25 protein-coding genes and 1 pseudogene are annotated in these 23982 nt (G+C 38.7%); 1 reads left to right on the top strand and 25 read right to left on the bottom strand.

Annotated elements, in window-relative coordinates:
* Positions 1-86: 86 nt before the first annotated feature.
* The 9 genes from KI369_RS11385 to KI369_RS11345 all read right to left on the bottom strand — a co-directional run bounded on the left by KI369_RS11385 (position 87) and on the right by KI369_RS11345 (position 7866).
* Positions 87-764 carry a CpsD/CapB family tyrosine-protein kinase gene (locus tag KI369_RS11385; RefSeq protein WP_212956013.1) on the bottom strand — a complete coding sequence of 226 codons (678 nt, stop codon included), beginning with the start codon at positions 762-764 and terminating at the stop codon, positions 87-89.
* Positions 765-1112: 348 nt separating this feature from the next.
* Positions 1113-1547, bottom strand: coding sequence for a 3-hydroxyacyl-ACP dehydratase FabZ (gene fabZ, locus KI369_RS11380; RefSeq protein WP_000931959.1), 435 nt, complete (start codon positions 1545-1547; stop codon positions 1113-1115).
* A 498-nt stretch (positions 1548-2045) separates the two neighbouring features.
* Positions 2046-3047: a rod shape-determining protein gene (locus KI369_RS11375; RefSeq protein WP_000457986.1), complete on the bottom strand. Its 1002-nt coding sequence runs from the start codon at positions 3045-3047 to the stop codon at positions 2046-2048.
* Between the two features lie 161 nt (positions 3048-3208).
* Positions 3209-3481 carry a sporulation transcriptional regulator SpoIIID gene (gene spoIIID / locus KI369_RS11370; protein ID WP_000544012.1) on the bottom strand — a complete coding sequence of 91 codons (273 nt, stop codon included), beginning with the start codon at positions 3479-3481 and terminating at the stop codon, positions 3209-3211.
* 307 nt (positions 3482-3788) lie between these two features.
* Positions 3789-3923: a hypothetical protein gene (locus KI369_RS11365; RefSeq protein WP_000008903.1), complete on the bottom strand. Its 135-nt coding sequence runs from the start codon at positions 3921-3923 to the stop codon at positions 3789-3791.
* A gap of 138 nt (positions 3924-4061) precedes the next feature.
* Positions 4062-4967, bottom strand: a complete 906-nt coding sequence (spoIIQ, locus tag KI369_RS11360; protein ID WP_212956012.1) for a stage II sporulation protein SpoIIQ — start codon at positions 4965-4967, stop codon at positions 4062-4064.
* Between the two features lie 161 nt (positions 4968-5128).
* Positions 5129-5836 (bottom strand): ABC transporter permease, encoded by a 708-nt coding sequence (locus KI369_RS11355; RefSeq protein WP_212956011.1) that lies wholly within the window; start codon positions 5834-5836, stop codon positions 5129-5131.
* On the bottom strand, positions 5836-6678 hold the full coding sequence (locus tag KI369_RS11350; RefSeq protein ID WP_000170840.1) for an ABC transporter ATP-binding protein: 843 nt from the start codon (positions 6676-6678) through the stop codon (positions 5836-5838). Before KI369_RS11350 ends, KI369_RS11355 begins: the two co-directional genes overlap by 1 nt.
* Positions 6679-6858: 180 nt before the next feature.
* Positions 6859-7866, bottom strand: coding sequence for a LytTR family transcriptional regulator DNA-binding domain-containing protein (locus KI369_RS11345; RefSeq protein ID WP_212956010.1), 1008 nt, complete (start codon positions 7864-7866; stop codon positions 6859-6861).
* Positions 7867-7984: 118 nt separating this feature from the next.
* On the opposite strand from KI369_RS11345, the gene KI369_RS29480 reads away from it, so the two are divergent.
* Complete coding sequence (locus tag KI369_RS29480) at positions 7985-8842, top strand: DUF1643 domain-containing protein (protein ID WP_238484915.1); 858 nt, start codon at positions 7985-7987, stop codon at positions 8840-8842.
* A 37-nt stretch (positions 8843-8879) separates the two neighbouring features.
* Here KI369_RS29480 and KI369_RS11330 read toward each other — a convergent pair.
* From KI369_RS11330 to nuoA, 16 genes and pseudogenes are all read right to left on the bottom strand, one after another.
* Positions 8880-9346, bottom strand: a pseudogene (locus tag KI369_RS11330) (AMP-binding enzyme); the annotation flags it as partial.
* A gap of 117 nt (positions 9347-9463) precedes the next feature.
* On the bottom strand, positions 9464-10483 hold the full coding sequence (gene spoIID, locus KI369_RS11325) for a stage II sporulation protein D (protein ID WP_212956008.1): 1020 nt from the start codon (positions 10481-10483) through the stop codon (positions 9464-9466).
* A 255-nt stretch (positions 10484-10738) separates the two neighbouring features.
* Positions 10739-12043: a UDP-N-acetylglucosamine 1-carboxyvinyltransferase gene (gene murA / locus KI369_RS11320; RefSeq protein WP_000411264.1), complete on the bottom strand. Its 1305-nt coding sequence runs from the start codon at positions 12041-12043 to the stop codon at positions 10739-10741.
* Between the two features lie 39 nt (positions 12044-12082).
* The gene (locus KI369_RS11315) at positions 12083-12787 is read right to left on the bottom strand and encodes a YwmB family TATA-box binding protein (RefSeq protein WP_438800500.1); all 705 of its coding nucleotides are present in this window, start codon (positions 12785-12787) and stop codon (positions 12083-12085) included.
* Positions 12788-12838: 51 nt separating this feature from the next.
* Positions 12839-13075: a DUF1146 family protein gene (locus KI369_RS11310; RefSeq protein WP_212956006.1), complete on the bottom strand. Its 237-nt coding sequence runs from the start codon at positions 13073-13075 to the stop codon at positions 12839-12841.
* Positions 13076-13288: 213 nt separating this feature from the next.
* Entirely contained in the window at positions 13289-14803 is a 1515-nt protein-coding gene (nuoN, locus tag KI369_RS11305; RefSeq protein WP_368858619.1) for an NADH-quinone oxidoreductase subunit NuoN, read from the bottom strand.
* A gap of 7 nt (positions 14804-14810) precedes the next feature.
* Complete coding sequence (locus KI369_RS11300; RefSeq protein WP_212956004.1) at positions 14811-16313, bottom strand: NADH-quinone oxidoreductase subunit M; 1503 nt, start codon at positions 16311-16313, stop codon at positions 14811-14813.
* Entirely contained in the window at positions 16310-18172 is a 1863-nt protein-coding gene (gene nuoL / locus KI369_RS11295) for an NADH-quinone oxidoreductase subunit L (RefSeq protein WP_212956003.1), read from the bottom strand. The genes KI369_RS11300 and nuoL overlap by 4 nt, the downstream gene beginning before the upstream one ends.
* A gap of 29 nt (positions 18173-18201) precedes the next feature.
* Positions 18202-18516: an NADH-quinone oxidoreductase subunit NuoK gene (gene nuoK, locus KI369_RS11290; protein ID WP_000100078.1), complete on the bottom strand. Its 315-nt coding sequence runs from the start codon at positions 18514-18516 to the stop codon at positions 18202-18204.
* On the bottom strand, positions 18509-19033 hold the full coding sequence (locus tag KI369_RS11285) for an NADH-quinone oxidoreductase subunit J (protein ID WP_001012808.1): 525 nt from the start codon (positions 19031-19033) through the stop codon (positions 18509-18511). Before KI369_RS11285 ends, nuoK begins: the two co-directional genes overlap by 8 nt.
* On the bottom strand, positions 19030-19449 hold the full coding sequence (gene nuoI / locus KI369_RS11280; RefSeq protein WP_000677191.1) for an NADH-quinone oxidoreductase subunit NuoI: 420 nt from the start codon (positions 19447-19449) through the stop codon (positions 19030-19032). Before nuoI ends, KI369_RS11285 begins: the two co-directional genes overlap by 4 nt.
* 25 nt (positions 19450-19474) lie before the next feature.
* Positions 19475-20476, bottom strand: a complete 1002-nt coding sequence (gene nuoH, locus KI369_RS11275; protein WP_212956002.1) for an NADH-quinone oxidoreductase subunit NuoH — start codon at positions 20474-20476, stop codon at positions 19475-19477.
* Positions 20476-21576, bottom strand: coding sequence for an NADH-quinone oxidoreductase subunit D (gene nuoD, locus KI369_RS11270; protein WP_212956001.1), 1101 nt, complete (start codon positions 21574-21576; stop codon positions 20476-20478). Before nuoD ends, nuoH begins: the two co-directional genes overlap by 1 nt.
* Before the next feature lie 3 nt (positions 21577-21579).
* Positions 21580-22839: an NADH-quinone oxidoreductase subunit C gene (locus KI369_RS11265; RefSeq protein WP_212956000.1), complete on the bottom strand. Its 1260-nt coding sequence runs from the start codon at positions 22837-22839 to the stop codon at positions 21580-21582.
* A complete protein-coding gene (nuoB, locus tag KI369_RS11260; RefSeq protein ID WP_000236331.1) occupies positions 22836-23354 on the bottom strand; it encodes an NADH-quinone oxidoreductase subunit NuoB in 519 nt (172 codons plus the stop codon). Before nuoB ends, KI369_RS11265 begins: the two co-directional genes overlap by 4 nt.
* A complete protein-coding gene (gene nuoA, locus KI369_RS11255; RefSeq protein WP_000179273.1) occupies positions 23345-23713 on the bottom strand; it encodes an NADH-quinone oxidoreductase subunit NuoA in 369 nt (122 codons plus the stop codon). The genes nuoB and nuoA overlap by 10 nt, the downstream gene beginning before the upstream one ends.
* Positions 23714-23982 lie beyond the last annotated feature (269 nt).

Below are 23982 nucleotides of genomic sequence, written 5' to 3'. Positions count from 1 at the left end.
TGCAATGATAAATTTTACAAAAATTCAAAAAAGCCAATAAAATTATTTATCAGCTTTTACATTTTTATTATTCTATATACTATTTTCTAATAATATCCATATTGTTCTTTTTCTTCTCTTTTATCGTTTAAGACGACACCAAGTAATTTACCGGACGCTTTGTCTAATATTTGCTTCGCTTTTACAATTTTATCTTTTTCTGTTTTTTCACTGCGTACGACAAGTACGATTCCATCGCATTTGTTTGCTAGTATTTGTGCATCGGTAACCGCAAGAACCGGTGGTGTATCGATCAAAATAATATCAAACATGTTATATGCTTCTAGTAATAGATCATCCATTACCCGGCTACCTAATAGTTCAGCTGGATTGGGCGGGATTGGACCTGCTGCCATTAAGTATACGTTCTCTATATCTGTTTTTTGAATGCATTGCATCAGTTTCGCTTGTCCTGATAATAAGTTCGTTAATCCATTTGAATTGTGAATGGCAAATAAGTTTTGAATCGTCGGCTTACGCAAGTCAGCTCCGATTAATAAGACTTTCTTTCCTTGTTGGCCGAAAACAACTGCTAAGTTTGCAATTGTTGTTGTTTTTCCATCGCCTGGATCTGCCGAGGTAACAATAATAGAACGAACATGACTATCTACAGATGTAAATTCAATATTTGTACGAATGTTACGGTATTGTTCTGCAACACGTGATTTTGGCTCTTTATGTGTAATTAATTGTCGTAATGGTTTTCTTTTCTTTCTTCCGAACATATCCATAATCTCCTTTTGTGTAAAATGCGACATTTCTCCTTTTTCTCTCTATGCTCGATTTCATACGTCTAATTAATATTTTGTATCACTGATTTCCCCACATCTCATCTTAATCAATATCATTCTACTTTGTCTTTTATGAACACCTTTATAATATGACAATGACTTTACTTCTTTTCTGCCCTTATCATTCATCCTAATTTTCGAATAAACAATAAAGTAATTATATGGGAATTACTTTCCATATACAAGTAATCTTCTGACTATTTTGCATTTTAGTGATTACACCGATATATAGTGGAAATAAAAAATCTCCTTGCATTTTCACAAGGAGATTTTTTATTATCTTTATTCTTTTTTATCACCAATCGCAAATGTAATTTCAGCTTCACATGCAACTTCACCATCTACTGTTGCGATTGCTTTCCCTTTTCCGATCGGGCCACGTACACGTGTCATTTCTACTTCTAGGCGAAGTTGATCACCTGGACGTACTTGTTTTTTGAAACGACAATTGTCGATACCAGCGAAGAAAGCAAGTCTTCCGCGGTTTTCTTCTTTCTTTAATACCGCAACTGCTCCGACTTGTGCTAATGCTTCTACAATCAGTACACCGGGCATAACTGCATAGTCAGGAAAATGCCCGTTAAAGAATTCTTCGTTTGCGGATACATTTTTAATTCCAACCGCTCTTTTTCCTTCATCTACTTCTAATATTTTATCAACAAGTAAAAATGGATAGCGGTGAGGAATGATTTCTTTAATTTGTTCTATATTTAGCATGTAACAATCGCCCCTTTTGTAATATTGGTCTTACCACTTGGACATATTGTTTATTATCCCATTTTGTTTATTGTTTGTCATTAGAAAGTAAAATTTTACTTCCTATTTATAAAAAAATGCACACACTCTATTCCATTAAAATAGTTGCATATTCTTGCAACTGACACGGAGGTAGAAAAGAGTGTATGCCCAAATTAGGGAAAGGCAATATGTACTGAAACATTATTTGCCTTAATGTCGTATTCGACTCATTATATTATAAACGTTTTCAAATAAGGAAATATTAAATTTAACCATATATATGAATATTTTACCTGTTTTCTTCATTTTTCTTTATTTTTCTTCAATTTTCTCAATAAATCAAAATAAAATAAAAAAATAAAAGAATAAAAAAACAAAAAAAGAACTACGGTTAACACCTTAGTTCTTTTCATCTTCCCCGCCTTTTGCGAGCTAATAATAAGCGGGGGTGATGCCCCCACTTATTAAAGTTTCACTTTATCGTAATGCACGACGTGGTAATTTATCAATATTCTCTAACATAATACCTGTACCAACCGCAACGCAGTGCATTGGGTTTTCAGCAATTAATACTGGTACTTTTAATTCTTCTGCTAGAAGCATGTCAATACCGTGTAGTAAAGCTCCACCGCCTGTTAGAATTACACCGCGATCAATGATGTCCGCAGATAGTTCTGGTGGTGTACGCTCTAGTACGCCTTTTGCAGCTTGTACAATAACAGCGGCATTTTCTTTTAATGCTTCTGTAATTTCTTCAGAGCATACTGTAATTGTGCGTGGTAAACCAGTTACCATGTCACGTCCGCGAATTTCAAGTTCTTCACTACGTGCACCTGGGAATACTGTACCAACTTTAATTTTAATATCTTCTGAAGTACGTTCTCCGATTAATAGCTTATACTTACGTTTAATGTAGTTTAAGATCTCCATATCAAACTTATCGCCAGCCATTTTGATAGAGGAAGAGGTAACAATATCACCCATAGATAGTACAGCGATATCTGTTGTACCTCCACCAATATCAACAACCATGTTACCGCTTGGTTGGAAGATTTCCATACCAGCACCAACTGCGGCTACTTTTGGTTCTTCTTCTAAAAATACTGTTTTACCACCTGAACGTTCAGCAGCCTCACGAATTGCTTTTTGTTCTACTGATGTGATATTTGTTGGACAACAAATTAAAATGCGAGGTTTTGAAAAGAAGCTCTTTACGTCCAATTTGTTAATGAAATACTTTAACATTGCTTCTGTAATTTCGAAATCTGCGATTACACCATCTTTTAGTGGACGAATTGCTACAATATTACCAGGCGTACGTCCCACCATACTTCTTGCTTCTTCACCAACTGCTAATACTTTACCTGTGTTACGATCAATTGCAACAACAGATGGCTCATTTAATACAATACCCTTACCTTTAACATGGATTAATACGTTAGCCGTACCTAGGTCAATTCCGATATCTCGCGCAAACATTCCCGTTTTTTCCTCCTCGATATTCAAAATCAGGCTACACCCGAATTCTTTTACACCTAATTTCTGATTTTATCATAAATTTAACAGAAACGTAATATTCGCAAAAAGAATTCTTCTGAAAAATATTACCGAATTGAAACGGAATGTTTGCGATCGCATATTTATTGACGTACCGGCTTTTCTACATCTTCTTTTCTATACTTTTGTTTTGTTGCTTCTCCGCCTCTTAAATGACGAATAGACTTATGATAATCAAGAATTTCTTTCACTTCATTTGCGAGCTCTGGATTAATTTCTGGTAGACGTTCCGTTAAATCTTTATGGACTGTACTCTTTGATACCCCAAATTCCTTTGCAATGACACGCACTGTCTTTCTTGTCTCCACGATATACTTACCAATCTTGATAGTTCTCTCTTTGATGTAATCGTGCACACCACTCGCCTCCCTAAATTGGATGTGAGAAGTGTGAAATGAGCCTCGCTGCATACGACTAAGAAGTAAGTGTGAGTGCTGTTTGTAAGCGTTAAACATTCTTGGATTTATAATGAAATGATTCACGATTTCTCACCTCAAACACTCTCTTTGCTTTGGTTTATACCATTGTATTGCCCGCACTACTGATATATGCTACATGTTCACTATTTTTGCGGACTAAGTTAAGAAAAATTACGTTTTTTTGTGAGAAATACGTTAACATTGACTATTTTGGCGAAAAAAATGACACCTTGTATATAAGGTGTCATTCTTCTCGTTCCAATTCTTCTTCTAACAATTGATGGTGGGGAACCTCTTTCTTACCGGCAATATAATAATATAAAGTGAATAAAACAAACAATAAAATAATAGCAGTCGACAGAACAAATAAAAATGACACAGTATCCCCTCCTTTTTGTAATATATATTCGAGAATCTCGTCATTTTTCCTTGTTATTGCAACTTTTTTCTCGAAATTGAGTATTTTTATATGAAAGTAAAAAAATCAGCTCTCCTAGAGAACTGATTTTTTACTGTTTTATTCTTGTGAAGAAGAACTGTTAGATGATTCTGTAGAACCATTTGTTGATTTTTCTTCTTTCTTCGGTTCTTCTTTTTTGTCACTAGTCGAACCGCTTGTTGATTTCTCTTCTTTTTGAGACTTATCTTCTGTTTTACTTTCTGGTGTCGTGCTCGTTGACTTCTCTTCTTTTTGAGATTTGTCATCAGCTTTTTTACCAGAAGCATTCGTTGCCTTTGCAGCACCTGCATCAGCTTTAATTTCTGCTACTGATTTATTTAAGTAGCGCTCAGGGTTCACAGCCACGTTGTCTTTACGTACTTCAAAGTGAACGTGAGAACCTGCTTCTTTATTCATTGCACTTAGACCGGATTTTCCTAATACTTCACCTTGTACAACTCGTGCACCTTTTTCTACTTTCACACTGCCTAAGCTTTGATAAGAAGTTGCTACACCATTTCCGCTATCAACTGTTACAACATAACCAAGAAGTGAATCTTTTTCAGCTTTCGTTACTGTACCACTTAAAGCAGCTGTAACATTGAATTCTTTTCCATTCTTCGCAGCAATGTCAATTCCTTTATTTGGGGAATATGTGTTGTTATAAAAGACAAGTGCTTTTTCTTGTTCCGCCTCAGTTGCTGCATCTTCATAGAACTTCTTCTGTACGACTACTTCCGCATTAGCAGGAGCTGGCATTTTCACTACTTCTGAAGACTTCGTTACTGGTACTGCTGGATCTTCCGTTTGTGTATACGGTGTTGCTTGATCTTGGTTCGGAGTCTTCTTCGGATTAGCTCCTTGGAACCATAGCGCAACCATTAAGATTACCGCTGCACAAGCAATGTATAGTGCCGGAAATACCCATCTTTTTTGAAATAAATGTACTACCTTTTGCGACTTTTTATTATTTCTTCCTCGCATTCCATCATCACCTCAGCAATCATTTTGAACAATATTCACGTATCCTATACAACGTATAACTAATTACTTTTCGACAAAATCTGTAAAAATATGTATAGGAATTGCAAAATTTCCGAGGAAATGATAGAAAAAAGAAAAAACTGAGCGTTTCAGCTCAGTTTTTAGTCCATTTGTTTCTTTTTGTAAATTATAATACAAAGAATAATTGAAAGCACACACCAAATTATAATATTTATTAAATCACCACTAACAGTTGAAAAGCCTTTTCCAGCTAGCAGCTTTGGCATTGCATCCGCAAGATGTTTCGTTGGAAGAAAATCGATTGCCTTTTTTACCAAATCACTTTTAATAAATTGCCCGAACATTGGAGCTAAAAGAAAAACAAATAGAATCGGCATACCTACTACTGATGTTGACGCCGTTGTTTTAGCTATTAATCCAATCGCCGTACCTAACATAAGGAAGAAAAATATACTAACAAGTAAAAATAGAGTGATTAAAACCATATTCCCCTTTATTACACCTAAAATAGCAAAATTACTAATACAAATTACAAATGTAATAAGAGCTGTTAATGCACTTTTCCCTAATAATACTTCTAACGATGATGCTGGTGACAACATCATTACACGTAGTGTGTGCTTTTCTTTTTCTTCCGCAATTAAAGCCGCTTGAACAAAGCTTCCTACCATTGTTAAGGCCATTAAAGTTACCATATTAGCGATTTGTTCTTTCGGTCCATCCATCTGTTGATAAACAAAAGAAAATACAAGTGGCAGTGCCGCCATTACAAGCACAGATGCATTTGCTTTAATATCCTGTACCTCTTTCCGAAAAATAGCTGAAAATCGTCTCATTGAAAATGTCATTATAATCCCCTCCCAGTAACTTCAATAAAGATATCGCCTAGCGTTGGTTCATGTGAATGGATGGATAGTAATTCGCCCTTTTTCATCCATTCTGAAATGCGTTTTGCACCTAATTCATCTTTTTGTACGACTTCTTTTTGCTTATCTTTTAATACGACTTGTATTTGATCTTTCGCGTATTGTAAGCGAAGGTTTTCCGGGGTATCAAGCGCTACAATTTCTCCGCCGCACAGAAAGGCGATACGGTTACAAAGTGTCTCTGCCTCTTCCATATTGTGAGTCGTTAAGAAAATCGTCGTTCCTTCTTTATTTAAGTCTTTTAAGATTTTATGAATGTTTTGTACGTTAACTGGATCGAGTGCAGATGTTGGTTCGTCTAAGAAGAGGATATCTGGTTTATGAAGGATTGCTCTTGCTAGTGTAACGCGCTGCTTCATTCCTTTTGACAGTTTCTTTACTAATGTTTTCTTATCATCTAATAGATTCACTTGCGCTAGCACTTCATCAATTCGTTCTTTTTTACAATCGTATAAGTCACAAAACAATAGTAAGTTATCATAAATGCTAAGTCTCTCATATAAACCGCTATTGTCTGTTAAAATACCAATTCGTTTGTAATCGATGCTGCTTGGCCCTGTAATATCTTTTCCTAGTACCTTTACCGTTCCAACACTATGAAGTAATTGAGAAGTTAAAATTTTTACTGTTGTTGTTTTTCCGGATCCACTCGGTCCGAGGAATCCAAAAATTTCTCCTTGCTTCACTTCAATATTTACATTTCGAAGTGCTGTTTTTTCGTTGAAACTTTTCATTACATCTTTCATTTCAATTGCCAATGTCATCTCGTCATCCCCTTTGTTTTTTCTTTTATAGATGAAAGTCGCTTTAGCGCTTTTCGTTTGTTTGTTTCGCTTTTCTTGACTCAATCATATGAAAAACTAAAGGGTTACGCAGTAAAATACCGGTAAAAGGAGTATTTTTACCGGTGAATGAATCGTATTTTGAGCTTATTGGAGCACTTTTTATAGCCCAATCACAACTTTTAATTCATCCATTCGTCCTTTCGAAAGCGGAATTGAACTTTTTCTTTCGTCATCCAAAATTAAACTAAAGCTATTACGAGTCCACGTAATCACTTCTCTTACTCTTTGTAAATTCACAAGGTACGAGCGATGGCATCTAAAGAACCCGAATCCTGTTAATCTCGATTCTAGTTCGCTTAACGTTAATGTACATACGAAATCACCTTCGCGCACATGAATATGTGTCACGCCGTTTTGTGTTTCAATGAAATGAATTTCCATCGGATCAAGTAAAATGATTTTATCGTTTACTTTCGCTGGAATTCTTTCAAGTTTCATTTGCGGAATCATTTGAACAACTTTTTCTCCATCGACTTCTTCCACTTCTTCTTGTTCGATTTCTATTTTTTTCACACCATCATTGTTTAATATGTATACATCTTCTGTTAACGAAAGGGCGTCCGATAGAAACGATGACGTAATAAAAATGGCCTTTCCTTGCTCTTTCATTTTCATAATTGATTTCCTGATAATAATCGTGCTCTCTGTATCTACATTTTGCTCCGGCTCTTCCAAAATAACTAAATCCGGATTATGAATCATAACTCGTCCAATATGAAGACGACGTTTCTCTGAAAATGATAGTTTTTCTATTTTAACGTTTAATTTATCTAAGAGGCCGACATATTGCACGACTTCTTCTGTGCTCATATTTGATTCATAAAGCCCTATTAAGAACTTAAAGTATTCCTTTACCTTCAAACGGTCGTATGCCTCATCTTTCAAAAAACAAAAACCGATGCGAAAATAATTTCTCTTTCCAATCAATTCTCCCTCAAATAGCACGTTGCCAGTTGAAGCTTCTTCCTCACCAATTATAATGCGGTGCAACACTTTAGCTGTATGGTTATTACATTGCAAAACAACACATTGTCCCTTCTCAACCTTCAGTTCAACTACTGGTAACTGGTTCGTCTTCCCTAATTGTTTCAACTCGAGTAACGCCATCCTGTCTCCCCCAAATGTTTTTATCTTATTATACCAAACAATTAATGGAAAATTATGATATTTCATACAGCATTTTAAGGTATTATAAAACTATGAAAACATAAAGGGGGAATTCGCAATGATCCGTGATGCAATTATGGAAGGAAACCACCGTTATAGTTTGACGAGAGAGTGGGATATTACAAACGAAAACCGTACTCTATTTATTATGCTAAACCCAAGTACAGCAGATGCACAACACGATGACATGACTACGAAGCGTTGTATTAACTTTGCAAAGCGATGGGAATGTGGCAGTTTAGAAATTTGTAACCTGTTTAGTTATCGTACAACTTATCCTAAAGACTTACATGAACTCCCGCACTCTGAAATCATAGGAGAAAAAAATTGCTATTACTTAGAAAAAGCCTTTAAAGAAGCAACTATTATTATCGTCGCTTGGGGAAAACACGGGAAACTACATAAACAATCCACTCACATACGCTATCTCCTCAAACAATGGTCACACGATCATAAAAAAACTATCTATTGCCTTGGATTTTTAAGAAACAAAGAACCACGCCATCCACTTTACGCACCTGCAGAAACCGAAAAAATTAATTTTTTCACAAATCCACCATTTGACGAAGGAGTAAATACCATGCAAAATTGGCAAACAATAATTAAAGTAGCTGGTGAAGGAGGCTCTATCTCATTATTCGGCTTACAACAAGCCGATAAAAGATGGATTTTTTCTCGGCATATAAATGAAATCGAATATGGTGTTGACGATATAGGTACTATTTCTCATTCCTCCCATGTTGTACACACTTGGGAAGAGGGATTAAATTTACTAAGGCGTTTTCCCTGGCCACATCTTCGCCCTATTACTGTTCATCCAGATTTTGAACAACATATATGGGAAGAAGTTCAAAGCCATACAATAAAGCGTCGTTCACGCCTGAAAGATTGGAAAGAAGTTTGTCATATCGACTAAAAAGAAGGCTATCCAAATGAATGGATAGCCTTCTTCTCTAGTTTTTCTCTACCATATACGTCTTGAGCTGATCACGCAGTGCTCTCTTTAAAAATTTCCCTACAGATTTTTTCGGAATTTCGTTTACAAATAAAATATCGTCTGGCATCCACCATTTCGGAAACTCTGCTTCTAATAAATCATACAGCTCTTCTCTTTCTACCACTTGTCCCTCTTTTAATACAACGCAAGAACGGAACGTTCTTGCCATTTTTCATGCGGTACCGCTACAACAGGTGCTTCTAACACTTTATCGTGCGACATTAAGGCATTTTCTAAATTTGCGGAAGAAATCCATTTGCCTCCACTTTTAATTGAGTCTTTCATCCGATCAGCAATCTTAATAAACCCTTCCGAATCAATCGTGACAATGTCTCCTGTATGGATCCAACCATCTTTCATTGATTTTTCTGTACGCTCATCCTTATAATAGCTCCCAGCGATCCATGGGCCCCTTAAACAGAGTTATGCCATCGCTGAGCATTGACGATTTATATATATCAACACTTCGACAAGGATAACCTATCTACTAACAAAAGAAAACCGTCCCAACATACCTATTGGGACGGTTTATTCTGCACCTTACTTCTTCACCATTAACTTTCCTTCATAATCGTTCATCGTCTTTATTTCAACGCCTTTGTAGTAATGAGCGACGATATCTGTATATTTCTTACCTTCTGCCGCCATGCCGTTCGCTCCGTATTGGCTCATGCCGACTCCGTGACCGAAGCCTTTCGTTGTAACGACGATTTTATCTCCCTCTTGTTTCCACGTGAAATCAGAGGAGCGCAAATCTAACTTTTCACGAACTTCTTTTCCTGTTAATGTTTTCCCTTGAAATGCTACGTCTTTTACTCGCTTTCCTTCCGTAAGATTTTTAATATTTCCAACCTTCCCGTCTGCTAGCACTTTCACACCGAGACGCTTTTGAAAGTCAGCGACTGTAAAGGTTTGCTCGCTCGTAAATTTTGGAGAAGCTTGATCCCACGGACTATCTACGCTCTTTAAGTACGGATAATCATTTCCCCAATAATCAGCCGCATTTTCTGTCCGTCCATTACTCGTTGAGAAGAAGGATGCTGAGATTGGTTTTCCATCATACGTTAAAACTTGTCCTGCGGTTTTCGAAACAGCTTCCTCGATTTTCTTCAAATTATTTTCGTAGTTATTGCCCCATTGTTTCTTCAATTCTTCTTTACTTTTGTACACTTGATCTTTCACCGTATCTGTCACGTCCGCATTGTTTTTCTTACCTCCGCTTAGCATACGCTGTACCACAAATGTTCTCGCTGCTAATGCCTGCGCCTTTAGCGCCTCTATTTCAAAACTGGCATTCATCTCAGAAGCTACTACACCGGTCACATACTCCTCCATAGGTAATGACTCTACCTTTTTTTGTTTCTCACGATATACAGCAACTTGAACCGCTGTATCCACTTTCCCTGGAGCTGGTATACTTTCTATCGCTGGAGGAGTTTTAGAAGCTGCTTCTTCTCCTACTTTTGCTTTCGCAAATGGAATAACAAGAGCAGCAGGTACAATGATAACGAGCGCTATGAGAAGCGCTACTGTAATAAAAAGTGGCTTTGAAAATTTCATCTTATTTCCCCCAATATAAAGTTGGCTTCCTTTCAATCTTATGGAACTATGGAATTTTTTAGAACATACTTGGAGGTATCGGTATAAAGTGAAATTTTAATGCGACGAAGTTCCCGTGATCACAAATAGCAGGGTAAAACTGAAATTTTCTAAATATTTTTACTGGTACGTGCATAAGTATAGAATTTATTGACTATAACAGTAATAAGCCCAAAAAAATAGCCCCTACGTCAAAAGACATAGAGACTATTTCAATTAAGCGTGAAGATCAGAAACTTCTTGTTCTTTCACTTCTTCTACTTTTTCGTTTACACGTTCAATAGTTGCACCTAATGCAGCTAATTTCTTATGGAAATCTACATAACCACGGTCAAGATGCTTTAACTCAGTTACACGAGTGTAACCTTCTGATACTAAACCAGCTAAGATTAATGCAGCTGCAGCACGTAAGTCAGTTGCGCCTACTTCAGCACCTTGTAAGCTGTTTGGACCGTTCATAATAACAGAACGACCTTCGATTTTAATATCAGCATTCATACGACGGAATTCTTCAACGTGCATAAAGCGGTTTTCGAATACCGTTTCTGTAATCATACTTGTTCCATCAGCTTGTAGTAATAATGCCATCATTTGTGATTGCATGTCTGTTGGGAAACCTGGATGAGGCATAGTTTTAATATCAACCGCTTTTAACTTATCTGGGCCGATAACACGTACACCTTCGTTTTCCTCAATAATTTTAACACCCATTTCTTCCATTTTCGCTGTAATTGAGCGTAAATGTTCAGGCACAGCATTTTCAATTAAGATGTCTCCACCAGTAATTGCCGCTGCAACCATGAATGTTCCCGCCTCAATACGGTCAGGAATAATAGAGTGGTTTGCACCATATAATTTATCAACGCCTTCGATACGAATCGTTCCAGTTCCAGCTCCGCGTACTTTCGCTCCCATCGCATTTAAGAAGTTAGCTAAGTCAACGATTTCTGGTTCTTTCGCTGCGTTTTCAAGGATTGTTGTCCCTTTTGCTAATGTAGCTGCAGACATAATGTTTTCTGTCGCGCCCACGCTTGGGAAGTCTAAATAAATTTTAGCTCCTTTTAGTTCTCCCTCAACGTATGCCTCAACAAAACCATTACCAACCTGTACTTTTGCTCCCATTGCTTCGAAGCCTTTTAAATGTTGATCAATTGGACGTGAACCAATTGCACATCCACCAGGAAGTGCAATACGAGCACGACCATTACGTGCTAATAATGGTCCCATTACTTGCACAGATGCACGCATTTTACGTACATATTCAAATGGTGCTTCGATGTTTAGTTCTTTAGAAGCATCGATTGTTACTTGGTTATTTTCAAATACGACTTCAGCATTTAAATGACGTAATACCTCATTAATTGTGTATACATCAGACAAAACTGGTACTTCAGATAGTACATTCTTTCCATCACTCGCTAATAGGGCTGCAGCGATTATAGGTAATACAGCATTTTTTGCGCCCTCAACACGCACTGTGCCGTTTAACCGCTTTCCGCCACGGACGATGATCTTTTCCAAATTATTCCCCTCCGTGTCCTTTTTTCAGTATCTATTCACTCAATACTCAGAAGTTATGATCGGTGTGCCAACCACAATTGTATCTTTGTTGTCTGTAGAACGTATTGCTATTTGCACATTTATTTTCTCTCTATTTGTTGAAAGAGCGTCATCCCACTTTTTATTGTATGCGGAGACTGACACAAATGCTCTTTCTTCTATCTGTTCGATCGCTCTTGCTGAAAGATCTTTCAAAACCTGATTGGTTTTATTTTGCAAAACACCTTCAATCTTATCATTCAGTACACCTTGAACACAAGTGTAAATTATAGGTTTTTCACTAAAAATTTTATTTGTTTTCCGAATGTACTTCGGGTCCCATTTCGCCCCGCTCACTTCAAAAATAATGAAAGTGTTTTCTTTAGTATTTTCCTTACTCCAAGTTACTACTACTCGTTCTTCATAAGAAGAAAACTTTTTATAGGATGTAGCTTTATATCCATCTGGAGATTGCTCTAATTCCCATTTTTGAATATTCGCCTTGTCCTTCACATCGTTTAACAATTTTTGAAACGTATGTATATTAGAAATTGTTTTTGTTTCTCTAGCTAACCATGACCACTTCTCTACTTTAGCATCATTTTTCTCTAAGGATGCGATCATGCTCTCCATTTTCTGTTCATCACTTGTCGGTTTCATCTCTCTATATCCAACCAAAAATAAAACAACACTCAAGGCAACAATAAGAATGGCTTTAAGCTTCAATTTCATCCCCTCCTATCCCCATTGTTAACGGAGATATGAGGTTCTATACACTTACTTTACTAAATACGTTAAACTCTTTGAATAGCCTAAATAATCAAGGAAAAAGTTACTTACAGATGTCCCAAGTGCAATTGTAATTAGGACGAGTAATACTCGCGTCTGCATTACCTTTCCAGGCTTCATTAAACGCTCAATATGAATGCCTTGTAAGGCCCACCATGTAATGGTAATAAACAATAAATGCGAAACAATGGCAATCAGTGCTTGTTGCCCTAAAAGATGTGCCAAAAAATCGACCCCTTTTTTACCTAGCTACTACTTATGAAATACTATAAAAACGATACCATAATAAGTAGGAGCCACACTTTTTCAAATACAAATAAGCATCTTACATTTCACATCGTAATTTTCTCTTAAAAAACGTATACTTATATGCATTTTCAATTGTAATTCACACAAAATAAAAAGCGCAGAGTAACGACTCCACACCTTTTATTTTCACTATTGTACCACGTTCCCTAGGAAGAAGAAATCTTTCATTAATGGAAAATATTCATAAAAGAAATTGTATCCAATCATCGGTATAATCCCTAGTATTACAATCGAAATTGCGCAAAGGCTCATCACAACCTTTATATTGAGTGGCAAATGAACTTTCTCTTCTGCTTCTCCCGTTCGGAAAAACATTTGCTGTAAAATACGGAAATAATATACGAATGAAATGACTGTCGTCCCCATCATAATCGAGGCTAGTACGTAATGAGCTGGCTCTACATGAAGGGCACCTAAGAAGATGTTAATTTTCCCGATGAAACCAGCCGTTCCTGGTATCCCGGCCAGCGATAAAATAAAAATGGTCATCACGATGGCTGTAAATGGCGACCTTTTATATAATCCGGTGAAAATGGTAATGTTTTCTTTGTCGCTTTGTAAGATTAAGCCGTGGATAATTGCAAATGCTCCTATATTCATCAGCATATACGCAAGCATGTAAAACCACATGCTATCCATCGTAAATGGTGATAATGCTACAAGCGGAACGAGTAAATACCCCGCATGCGCAATTCCCGAATAGGCAAATAGGCGTTTTACGTTATATTGCTTTAATGCGACTACGTTTCCGATAATCATCGTAATACTCGCTAGCACGGCAATGTATACGCTCATACGTCCGTATAAAGATTGCATGTCTCCTTGCACCGATACAGTTGCAAAAACCATGAGGAACAGGCGAGTAATGAGTAGGAACCCTGCAATTTTAGAAATCGTTCCAAGAAAAGCAGTTACAGGTGTAGCCGCCCCTTCATACACATCTGGTGCCCACATATGAAACGGCACTGTCGCAATTTTAAACGAAAGCCCAACAAGCAGTAGTAGAAATGCGAGAGCTAGCAATAACTGAATACCACCAGCAAGTTCCCCTGCGAATACTTTTTGCATATCCACGATATTAGTTGATCCTGTAATACCGTACAAATAACTCATTCCAAAGAGGGTAATTGCCGTTCCAATTCCTCCATTAATGACATATTTCATTGCCGCCTCATTTGATGCACGGTTCTTTTTTCGTATTCCTACTAAAATGTAGGAAGAAAGTGAAAGCAATTCTAAGCCGATGAAAAGTGTAATGAACTCAACGCTAGAAGCCATAAACATAGCCCCAAGAAGTGCCATTAAAAATAAGTAATAATATTCTCCCTTATCTTCAATTGGATTCTTCTTATCATCACTCATTGCGGTGCATAAGATGAGAGCAGCTCCGCCTAATAACAACGTTTTAAACCCTTTTGAAAACCCATCTAACACAAACGATCCGTTTAAAATATCTCCCGCTGGTTCACCGTATAGCGTAATTAATGAGACGATTGCTAATACGATGGCTGCGATTGCGCTAAGCGCTACGTATCTATGGTTCAGCTTAAAAAACAAATCACATATGGAAAGAAGGATGGCAACCCCGAGAATAATGAATTCTGGCACCATGAGATGCCATGATAGGCTAAGTAACGTATTCATATCCATCCTACTTCACCCCCAATGTTTTCAATGTATTTTGAAGCGGATCCCCTAGTATTTCTGGCATGACTCCAATTGCAATAATGCAGAAGATAAGCAGCAATATAGGGACATACTCCCATCCGTGTATATCAGCTTTCGCTTCCCACTCTTTCTTACCAAATGTTACTTGCAGTGTTGCTCTTAATACGTATACAGCGGTTAAAATGATGCCAAGTGCTCCGGCCGCAGCAATGACTGGCTCTCTTTGGAATAAACCGAGAAAGGCAAGAAACTCGCTAACAAATCCAGACATGCCCGGCAATCCAAGCGATGCCATTCCTCCCGCTAAGAAAAATCCGCTAAGTACTGGTACACTTTTTGCGAGTCCGCCAAGCGCTGTAATATCCGACGTTCCAAATCGCTGTTCTATAACCCCAAGTAAGAAGAAAAGTAAGGCTGCAATTAAGCCGTGCGACACAACTTGGAATAGTGCCCCCTGTATACCTGGTGCATTTAACGCCGCAAGGCCCATTAATACAATGCCCATATGCGAAATACTAGAGTAAGCGAGCACCTTCCGAAAGTCCGTTTGGATGAGTGCTAAAAAGGCTCCGTACAATAAATTAATAACTCCTAAAATCGCAATTAGCGTTGCAAAATCCTGAAAGTATTCTGGGAATAAACCTTTTCCGAAGCGAATCATACCGTATGCCCCAATCTTCAGTAAAACGCCCGCATGAAGCATAACTACAGCAGGATGTGCTTCAATATGCACATTCACCATCCAGCGATGCAGCGGGAAGACGGGTAGTTTAATCGCAAAAGCAATCATTATGGCAAGAAACAAACCGAACTGTAAGCTACTTGAGACAGCCATTCCTCCCTCAGCACCTACACTCGTTAATATTTCTTTAAGCTCTGTAATATTTGTCGTGCCTGTTTTTGCGAATAAAACCGAGAAAGCGATGAGCAAAATAGCGGAGCCAATACCGTTATATATTAAATAACTATAAGCAGCCTTTTCACTCGACAATTTCCCCCACTTTCCAATTAATAAAAACATTGGCGGCAACGTAATTTCAAAGAAGATAAAGAACAACATTAAATTTTGAGCAGCAAAGACGCCGAGCATCCCTATTTCTAACATGAGTAACAGCATATACAATGCTTTCAAATTTCTTTTAATAGTAAATGCTGCAATTGCTGCAAGCATCGCTAGAAGGGCCGTCAACACCATCATAACGAGCGATAAACCATCAATACCAAGCTCATAATAAATTGAGAACCATCTTTTATCCACCGCTGCAAAATCCCCAAATTTAATCCATTTCACTTTTTCATCAAATAGCGACAAACTCTTTCCAGAAGCATATGTACATGCGAGGACGATAGCGATTCCAAATGGAAGCGCCGTTCCAAATAAACCGAGCGCTCGCACTGTACGCGATTCTTTTTTCGGTGTTAATGCAAGTAAGAGAATTCCTAAAAGCGGGGAAAAAATGAAGAACGTTAATAACAAATCATTCATCGTAAATCCCCTCCCGTATAGAGCAAAATAATGACAAGTATCGCAAGTGAAACAGCTGTTACAGTCCCGTACACTTGTACATTTCCGTTTTGAAGTCTAGACCCAAGTACGCTTATCCCTTTAACTAGACTCCCTATTAAAACGGCAATTCCTTCAACTACATACACCTCAAACAAGCGAAGCACATGAGCGATTCCTTTCGTAATAGGAAGCACCGTCATATTGTATAGTTCATCCACATAATATTTTTCTTTCAAAAGGTTATAGTGAGGTGCTTCCTCACCCCCAGCCCAATCTCTAGAAATAGATTTCTTGCCATATATGAAGTATGCGAGAGCAATCCCTGCAAATGAAACGAGCGTCGCAACAATCATAATCCAAACCGGTCCATGTACCTCTCTCGCTTTAAATGCCACATCTTTCGTAAGCCAATCCCCGAGAAATGTCCCAAACCATGGTGTATTTATATAACCAGCCACTACTGCAAGAACGCCAAGGACAATCATCGGATACGTCATAATGCGGGGCGATTCATGCACACCTTCCTTCGTCTTCGCTTCCCCAGTGAAGACAAGGAAGTATAACCGGAACATGTAGAATGCTGTTAGGAATGCTGCAGTTACTGCTAATATGAATAAAACGTAATTGCCGTTCATCCAAGTCGCCGCTAGAATTTCATCTTTACTAAAGAAACCCGAAAGGAGTGGCACACCACTAATTGCAAGCGTACCGATTAAAAATAGTGCACCCGTTACTTTCATCTTCTTCTGTAAGCCGCCCATTTTATTAATGTTTTGCGTATGCACTGCATGAATGACACTTCCTGCCGCCAAAAATAGTAGCGCTTTAAAAAAGGCATGTGTCGTTAAATGGAAAACACCAGCTACATAACCAGCAGATCCTAGCGCGAGCATCATATACCCGAGCTGGCTAACTGTAGAATAAGCGAGCACTCTCTTTATATCCGTTTGTACAAGACCGATGGAAGCCGCAAATATTGCAGTGAAGGCTCCAACGATTGCCACCGTCTGCATCGCCACCGCACTTGCTGAAAATAGAGGAAACATCGTCGCCACTAAATATACGCCAGCTGCGACCATTGTCGCTGCATGAATAAGTGCCGAAACAGGCGTCGGCCCTTCCATTGCATCTGGTAACCACGTATGAAGCGGGAACTGACCTGATTTCCCCATTGCACCGATAAAAATTAATATCGCTGTTACTGTAATCATCGTAGGCGTCAGATCCCCAGTATGAATCGCTCTAAAAATTGCATCATATTCAAAACTACCTGCATGCCAGAAAATTAAGATCATCCCAATAAATAAACCGACATCTCCAATACGAGTCATAATAAAAGCCTTCTTCGCAGCAGCTTTCGCTTCTTCTTTAAAGAAATAAAAACCGATGAGTAAAAATGAACCAAGGCCTACTAACTCCCAAAATATATAAAGCTGTAATAAATTCGGTGATATAACGAGCCCGAGCATCGCAAATGTAAAGAACCCTAAATAAGCATAAAAGGTTGGTAATCTTTCCTCACCTTTCATATAACCTTTCGAATACACATGTACAAGTAAACTCACAAGTGTAACGATAAACAACATTAAAGCCCCTAATGCTGTCACTTCAAAGCCAAACGATATATCAATATCTCCAATTCTAAGCCATACCCACCTATGCTTCACTGGTACTGTCGAAAATCTTTCTATTAATACAAGTACCGCACATATAAAGGAGAGAAAGATGAAGAAAATACTAAGTACACTGCTTCCTTCTCTAATTTTCTTCCCGAATATAAGTAATAACAAAAACGAAACAAGCGGGAAAAGCGGTATGAGCCATACATAATCGATCATTGTTTCCTTCCCCCTTTTCGGTCACAATGCTATCCTTTGAGCGTATCCATTTCATCTACATGAACTGTCGTACGATTACGATACAAAGCAATTAAAATAGCGAGTCCTACCGCCGCCTCCGCTGCCGCTACAGCCATCGTAAACAGAGAGAAAATTTGCCCTGTTAAATTTGGAAACAAACCTAATTTACTAAACGCTACTAAATTTAAATTAGCTGCGTTCAGCATTAATTCAATACAAACTAATACAATCACTGTATTTCGCTTCGTTAAAGCTCCAAACAAACCGATGCAAAACAAAATAATCGCAAGTGTTAAATATGCAGAAGCAGGAACGCTACTCATTGGAATCCTCCTCTTTCTCATCCTTCTTCGCAAGAATAATCGCGCCAACAAGTGCTACAAGTAAAATAACTGATGTTAACTCAAACGGAATAATATATTCTGAATAGAGAAGTGTACCGATTTGAAGTGTGTTTTTTTCATGGAGAGGTAAACTTCCTTGTGTGCTTTCATTTGCAAAATCAATATTGTTAACAGCGAAATACATAACTGCCCCAAATGCTACAACCGCAAAGAAGATAATCCATTTTCGAAGAGTAAGACGCGATTCATTTTCTGCGTTATGTTGCGTTAACATAATGCCAAAAATCATAATAATTGTGATCGCACCAGAGTAAAGTAAAATTTGTGCAACTCCGATAAATTCGGCCGATAAAAGAAAGTACAAACCTGCAATGCTGAGGAATGTCAGAACGAGAGCTAGCATCATATGCATGACTTTCGTTAAGTTCAACATAAGAATACCGCCGATAATTGCAGACAAGGATAGGATAAAGAATGCTACAAACTCGCCATTCATGCTTTATTCTCCTTCCTGACGTTTTCGTCGTTTTCGTCAAGCCACTGCAAATTTTTAAATAAATCATCACGTGAATATTCCGCGAGCTCAAAGTTATTTGTCATAACAATCGCCTCTGTCGGACAAACTTCTGTACATAAATCACAAAGAATACAAATTTCAAAATTAATATCATACGTGTCGATAATTTTCCCTTTTTTCGTAGGATCCGGATGTTTTTTCCCCGTTAACTGAATACAGTCTGTCGGACAAATGTTGGAGCACTGGTTACAAACAATACACTTTTCCGGATAAAATTTTTGAATACCTCGAAAGCGGTCTGGCAACGGCAACGGTTGATTCGGATAATCATAAGTCACCTTCTTCTTACTCAAATTGCTTAATGTATATTTTAATCCTTTAAATAGTCCTTTCATCTCTTACTGGCACCCCCCTCATAGATTAGAAGAATAACTCCTTAATCAATGCCGTTAAGAAAATATTTGCAAGTGCAATTGGCAATAATACTTTCCAGCCAAACTCCATTAACTGGTCCCCTCTTATACGCGGAAACGTAACGCGGAACCAGATTAATAGAAAGACTACACTGCTAAATTTCAAAGCAAACCATACAGCTCCTGGAATAAATCCAAGGAACATAACTGGATTCCATCCACCTAAAAAGAGCACTGTAATTAAAGATGCCATTCCGAAGAAATATACGTACTCTGAAAGCATGAAAAACGCCCAGCGAAATCCTGAGTATTCCGTATGATATCCAGAAACAAGTTCCGACTCTGCTTCTGGTAAATCGAACGGTGTCCTATTTAACTCCGCTACCGCTGCGATTAAGAAAACGACAAAACCGATTGGCTGCACGAAAATGTACCAAACATTCTCCTGCCCCGCTACAATTTCATTTAAATTCAGGCTACCAGCTAACAAAACGACGCCAATTACACTCATTACGAGCGGAATTTCATAAGAAATCATTTGCGCCGCCGCACGCATCCCTCCTAAAAGGGAATATTTATTATTTGATGCCCATCCTCCGGTTACGACACCAATCGTCGTAATACCAGAAACAGCAATGTAATACAGTAAGCCTACGCCAATATCCGCGAACTGAAATTTATCAGTAAACGGGATAACTGCAAGCACCATAAATGCCGGTGCGAATGCAATGACAGGCGCTAATATAAACAACGGTTTATCTGCCGCTTTCGGAATACTATCTTCTTTCAGCAATAGTTTTAAAACATCAGCTACCGTTTGCAGTAAACCGAACCGGCCCCCAACTTGGTTTGGGCCAATCCGCCCTTGCATAAAACCCATCACTTTCCGTTCTGCCAAAATACCATATGTAACGAAGCCTAGGACTGCAAATAATAGAAGCACCGCTAACCCGAAAAAAATGAAGAAATTCGTCCAGCTTGAAGGTGATTGTAAGAGCGTTTCAATCATTAGCCATCAACCTCCCCAAGTACAATATCAACTCCACCTAAAATCGTAATTAAATTGGCGATGTTTTCACCTTTCAATAACTTCGGTAAAATTTGCAAATTGTAAAAAGACGGCCTGCGAAACTTCAAGCGGTACGGCTCTTTCTTTCCATCACTAGCAATATAGCAACCAATCTCTCCTCGCGGCGATTCTATACGGACGAACGCTTCCCCTTTAGGCGCCTTAATGATTTTCGGCACTTTCGCTAGCACAGCTCCGTCTTTCGGGAACTGCTGGACAGCTTGCTCAACAATTTTTAATGACTCCTCAATCTCTTGCATGCGGCAAACATAACGATCCCAAGCATCTCCCACACCCCCAACAGGAATATCGAAATCAAAACGATCATAAATGGAGTACGGTTCATCCTTGCGAAGATCCCAGTTTACGCCGGTACACCGCAAATTCGCTCCGCTTAAAGAATACGAAATCGCTTCTTCCGCGCTATATATACCAACGCCTTTTACACGATTTAAGAAAATCTCATTGCCACTAACGAGATCATGATAACCTGCCAATTGTTCTCTCATATACGGAACAAATTCTTCCACTTTTTCAATCCAACCATCCGGTGCATCCCATTTCACACCGCCGACTCTCATATAGTTAAAAGTAAGCCGCGCACCGCATAATTCGTTTAATAAATTTATAATCATCTCGCGCTCACGAAACGCGTACAAAAACGGGCTAACTGCTCCTATATCAAGAAGATTCGTCCCCCACCAAACGAGGTGGCTCGCAATCCTTCCAAGCTCCATTGCAAGAACTCGCAAGTATTCGGCCCGCTCCGGGATTTCAAGCCCCATCATCGTCTCTACAGCATGGCAAATGACGTAATTATTCGTCATGGCCGATAAATAGTCCATCCGATCTGTATAAGGAATAATTTGCGTATACTGTAAGCTCTCTGCAATCTTTTCGGTTCCGCGATGCAAATATCCAATAACCGGTGTAGCTTCTTTAATAATTTCCCCGTCAATTTTAATAACAAGCCTGAACACACCATGCGTACTCGGATGCTGAGGCCCTACATTCAAAAGCATTTCTTCCGTACGTATCATTAGCTACACCTCCACATCATACGGTTCATAATCTTTTCTAAGCGGGTGACCTATCCAATCATCTGGCATTAAAATGCGTGATAAATTCGGATGCCCCTTAAATACAATGCCGAGCAAATCATATGCTTCCCGCTCTGGCCAGTCCGCTCCTTTCCAAAGCGCTGTCACCGATTCTACTTGAGGCGCTTCCCTATCCAGCTTCACCTTTACCGCTACTGACTGTTTCTTTCCATATGAAAATAAATGAACATACACTTCCATATGTGTCACAAAATCCGTCGCATGTAGCTCTGACATATAATCAAATGCAAGTCCCTCATGGAATCTCAGTAACTCCATTACTTCATAATATTTGGAAGTCTCTACCACAAGAGTTGGCACATCTTTTGAAAGTTTATTAATGTAGGAATCTACTAATGTATCCTCTCCTACTTTTCCCTTAATAACTTCAACATACTGATTTAAATAAGATTGATTCACAGATGGCTCTTCCGGCTTCGGCTCCTCTTCCTTCTTACCTTCAACGTCCTTTTTCTTCGCTCTTGCAGCTGCAGCCGCTTTTGCCTTCGCCGCTGCAATTGCCTTCACCTTTTCATCGCCTAAATCCCCATCACCTTGCGAGACCTTCTGCTTCGCTAACGCCGCTGCCTTTGCTGCCGCCACGGCCTTCGCCTTCGCTTTGGCCTTTTCTTCTTCCGTTATCTTCTCTGTTCCTTCTCTTTTTTGCCTCGCTAATGCCGCTGCTTTTGCTTTCGCCGCTGCGGCTGCCTTCGCTTTCGCTTTGGCCTTTTCTTCTTCCGTTATCTCTTCTGTTCCTTCTCTTTTTTGCTTCGCTAACGCTGCCGCTTTTGCTTTCGCCGCTGCGGCTGCCTTCGCCTTCGCTTTCGCCTTTTCTTCTTCCGTTACCCCTTCTGCTCCCTCTCTTTTTTGCTTCGCTAACGCTGCCGCTTTTGCTTTCGCCGCTGCGGCTGCCTTCGCTTTCGCTTTGGCCTTTCCTTCTTCCGTTATCTCTTCTGTTCCTTCTCTTTTTTGCCTCGCTAATGCCGCTGCTTTCTCTTTTGCGGCCGCAGCTGCGCGTCGTTTTGCTTCTTCCACAGTCATTTCATTATTTTTTGGTAGCGCTTTCTCTTTTTCCTGATCTTCTTCCTCAAGTTCACTTATTTCTGCATCATGTTTCGCAACGAGACGCTTTCTCGCCTCTTCTTTCGCACGCTTAGCTGCTTCTCTTTTCAAATCCTCTAATTCTTTGCTTGGATCACTCATTTATTCGTCACCTGCTTTCCTGTCTTTGCCTCGTAACGAATTTTTTCTTTCAATTTATTAATTCCATAAATTAAAGCGGCAGGATTTGGTGGGCAGCCAGGAATATACACATCAACTGGCACAATTTGATCTACACCTTTCACAACAGCGTATGAATTTACATATGGACCACCTGCTGTCGCACAAGATCCCATTGCAATAACCCATTTTGGCTCAGGCATTTGATCGTATAAACGCCGAACAATAGGAGCCATCTTCTTCGTTACCGTTCCCGACACAATCATAACGTCCGATTGCCTTGGTGAAGTCCGAAAAAATGACCCAAATCGATCTAAATCGTAATGTGATGAACCTACTCCCATCATTTCAATTGCACAGCATGCCAGTCCGAATGTCATCGGCCATAAAGAATTGCTCCGTGCCCATCCTTTCAATTGCTCCAATGTAGAAAAAAAGATATTTCGTTCTAATTCCGCTCGTTCATTTGGATGTAATTCCTCAAAATTTATAACCATTGTAACACCTTCTTTTTCCAAGCATACGCTAATCCAACTAGCAACATTACAACAAAGATGAGCATTTCAATCAGTGCAAATAAACCGAGCTTGTCATATGCAACAGCCCATGGATATAAAAATAAAGTTTCTACATCAAAGATGACAAACAATAAAGCAAAAATATAATAACGAGCATGAAACCGAATATTTGCATCATGAAAAGGCTCAATCCCACTCTCATACGTCGTCGCTTTCGCTGCACTTGGTTTGTTTGGACGCAGCATCCTTCCTAATGTAAGAGCCACTACCGGCAGCAATATGCCTAATAGCAAGAAAATCAAAACGATCATATAACTATTTTCATATACACTTGCCATTGTGAAACCCTCCCCCCTGAATTAAGAACAAGTTCACTTAGTAAACAATATGTCCTAGTTGCAGTAATTATTATTTTTAAATTTTTCTAAATAATGCAACTATTTTAATCATTATAGCAAACTTCAAATTCCTATGTCGATATGTTGGAGGAAGAAACGAGAATTATTAAAATCTATTTTTATAACTCGCTATACCTGTGCAAAATAAGTATAGAAATTATATATATTTTTTAAGAAGCAATAAAAAAATAAAAAGAGGACGAGGAATT

The organism is Bacillus sanguinis, assembly GCF_018332475.1.
Taxonomy (GTDB): domain Bacteria; phylum Bacillota; class Bacilli; order Bacillales; family Bacillaceae_G; genus Bacillus_A; species Bacillus_A sanguinis.
This window is presented reverse-complemented; position numbering and strand designations above follow the sequence as displayed.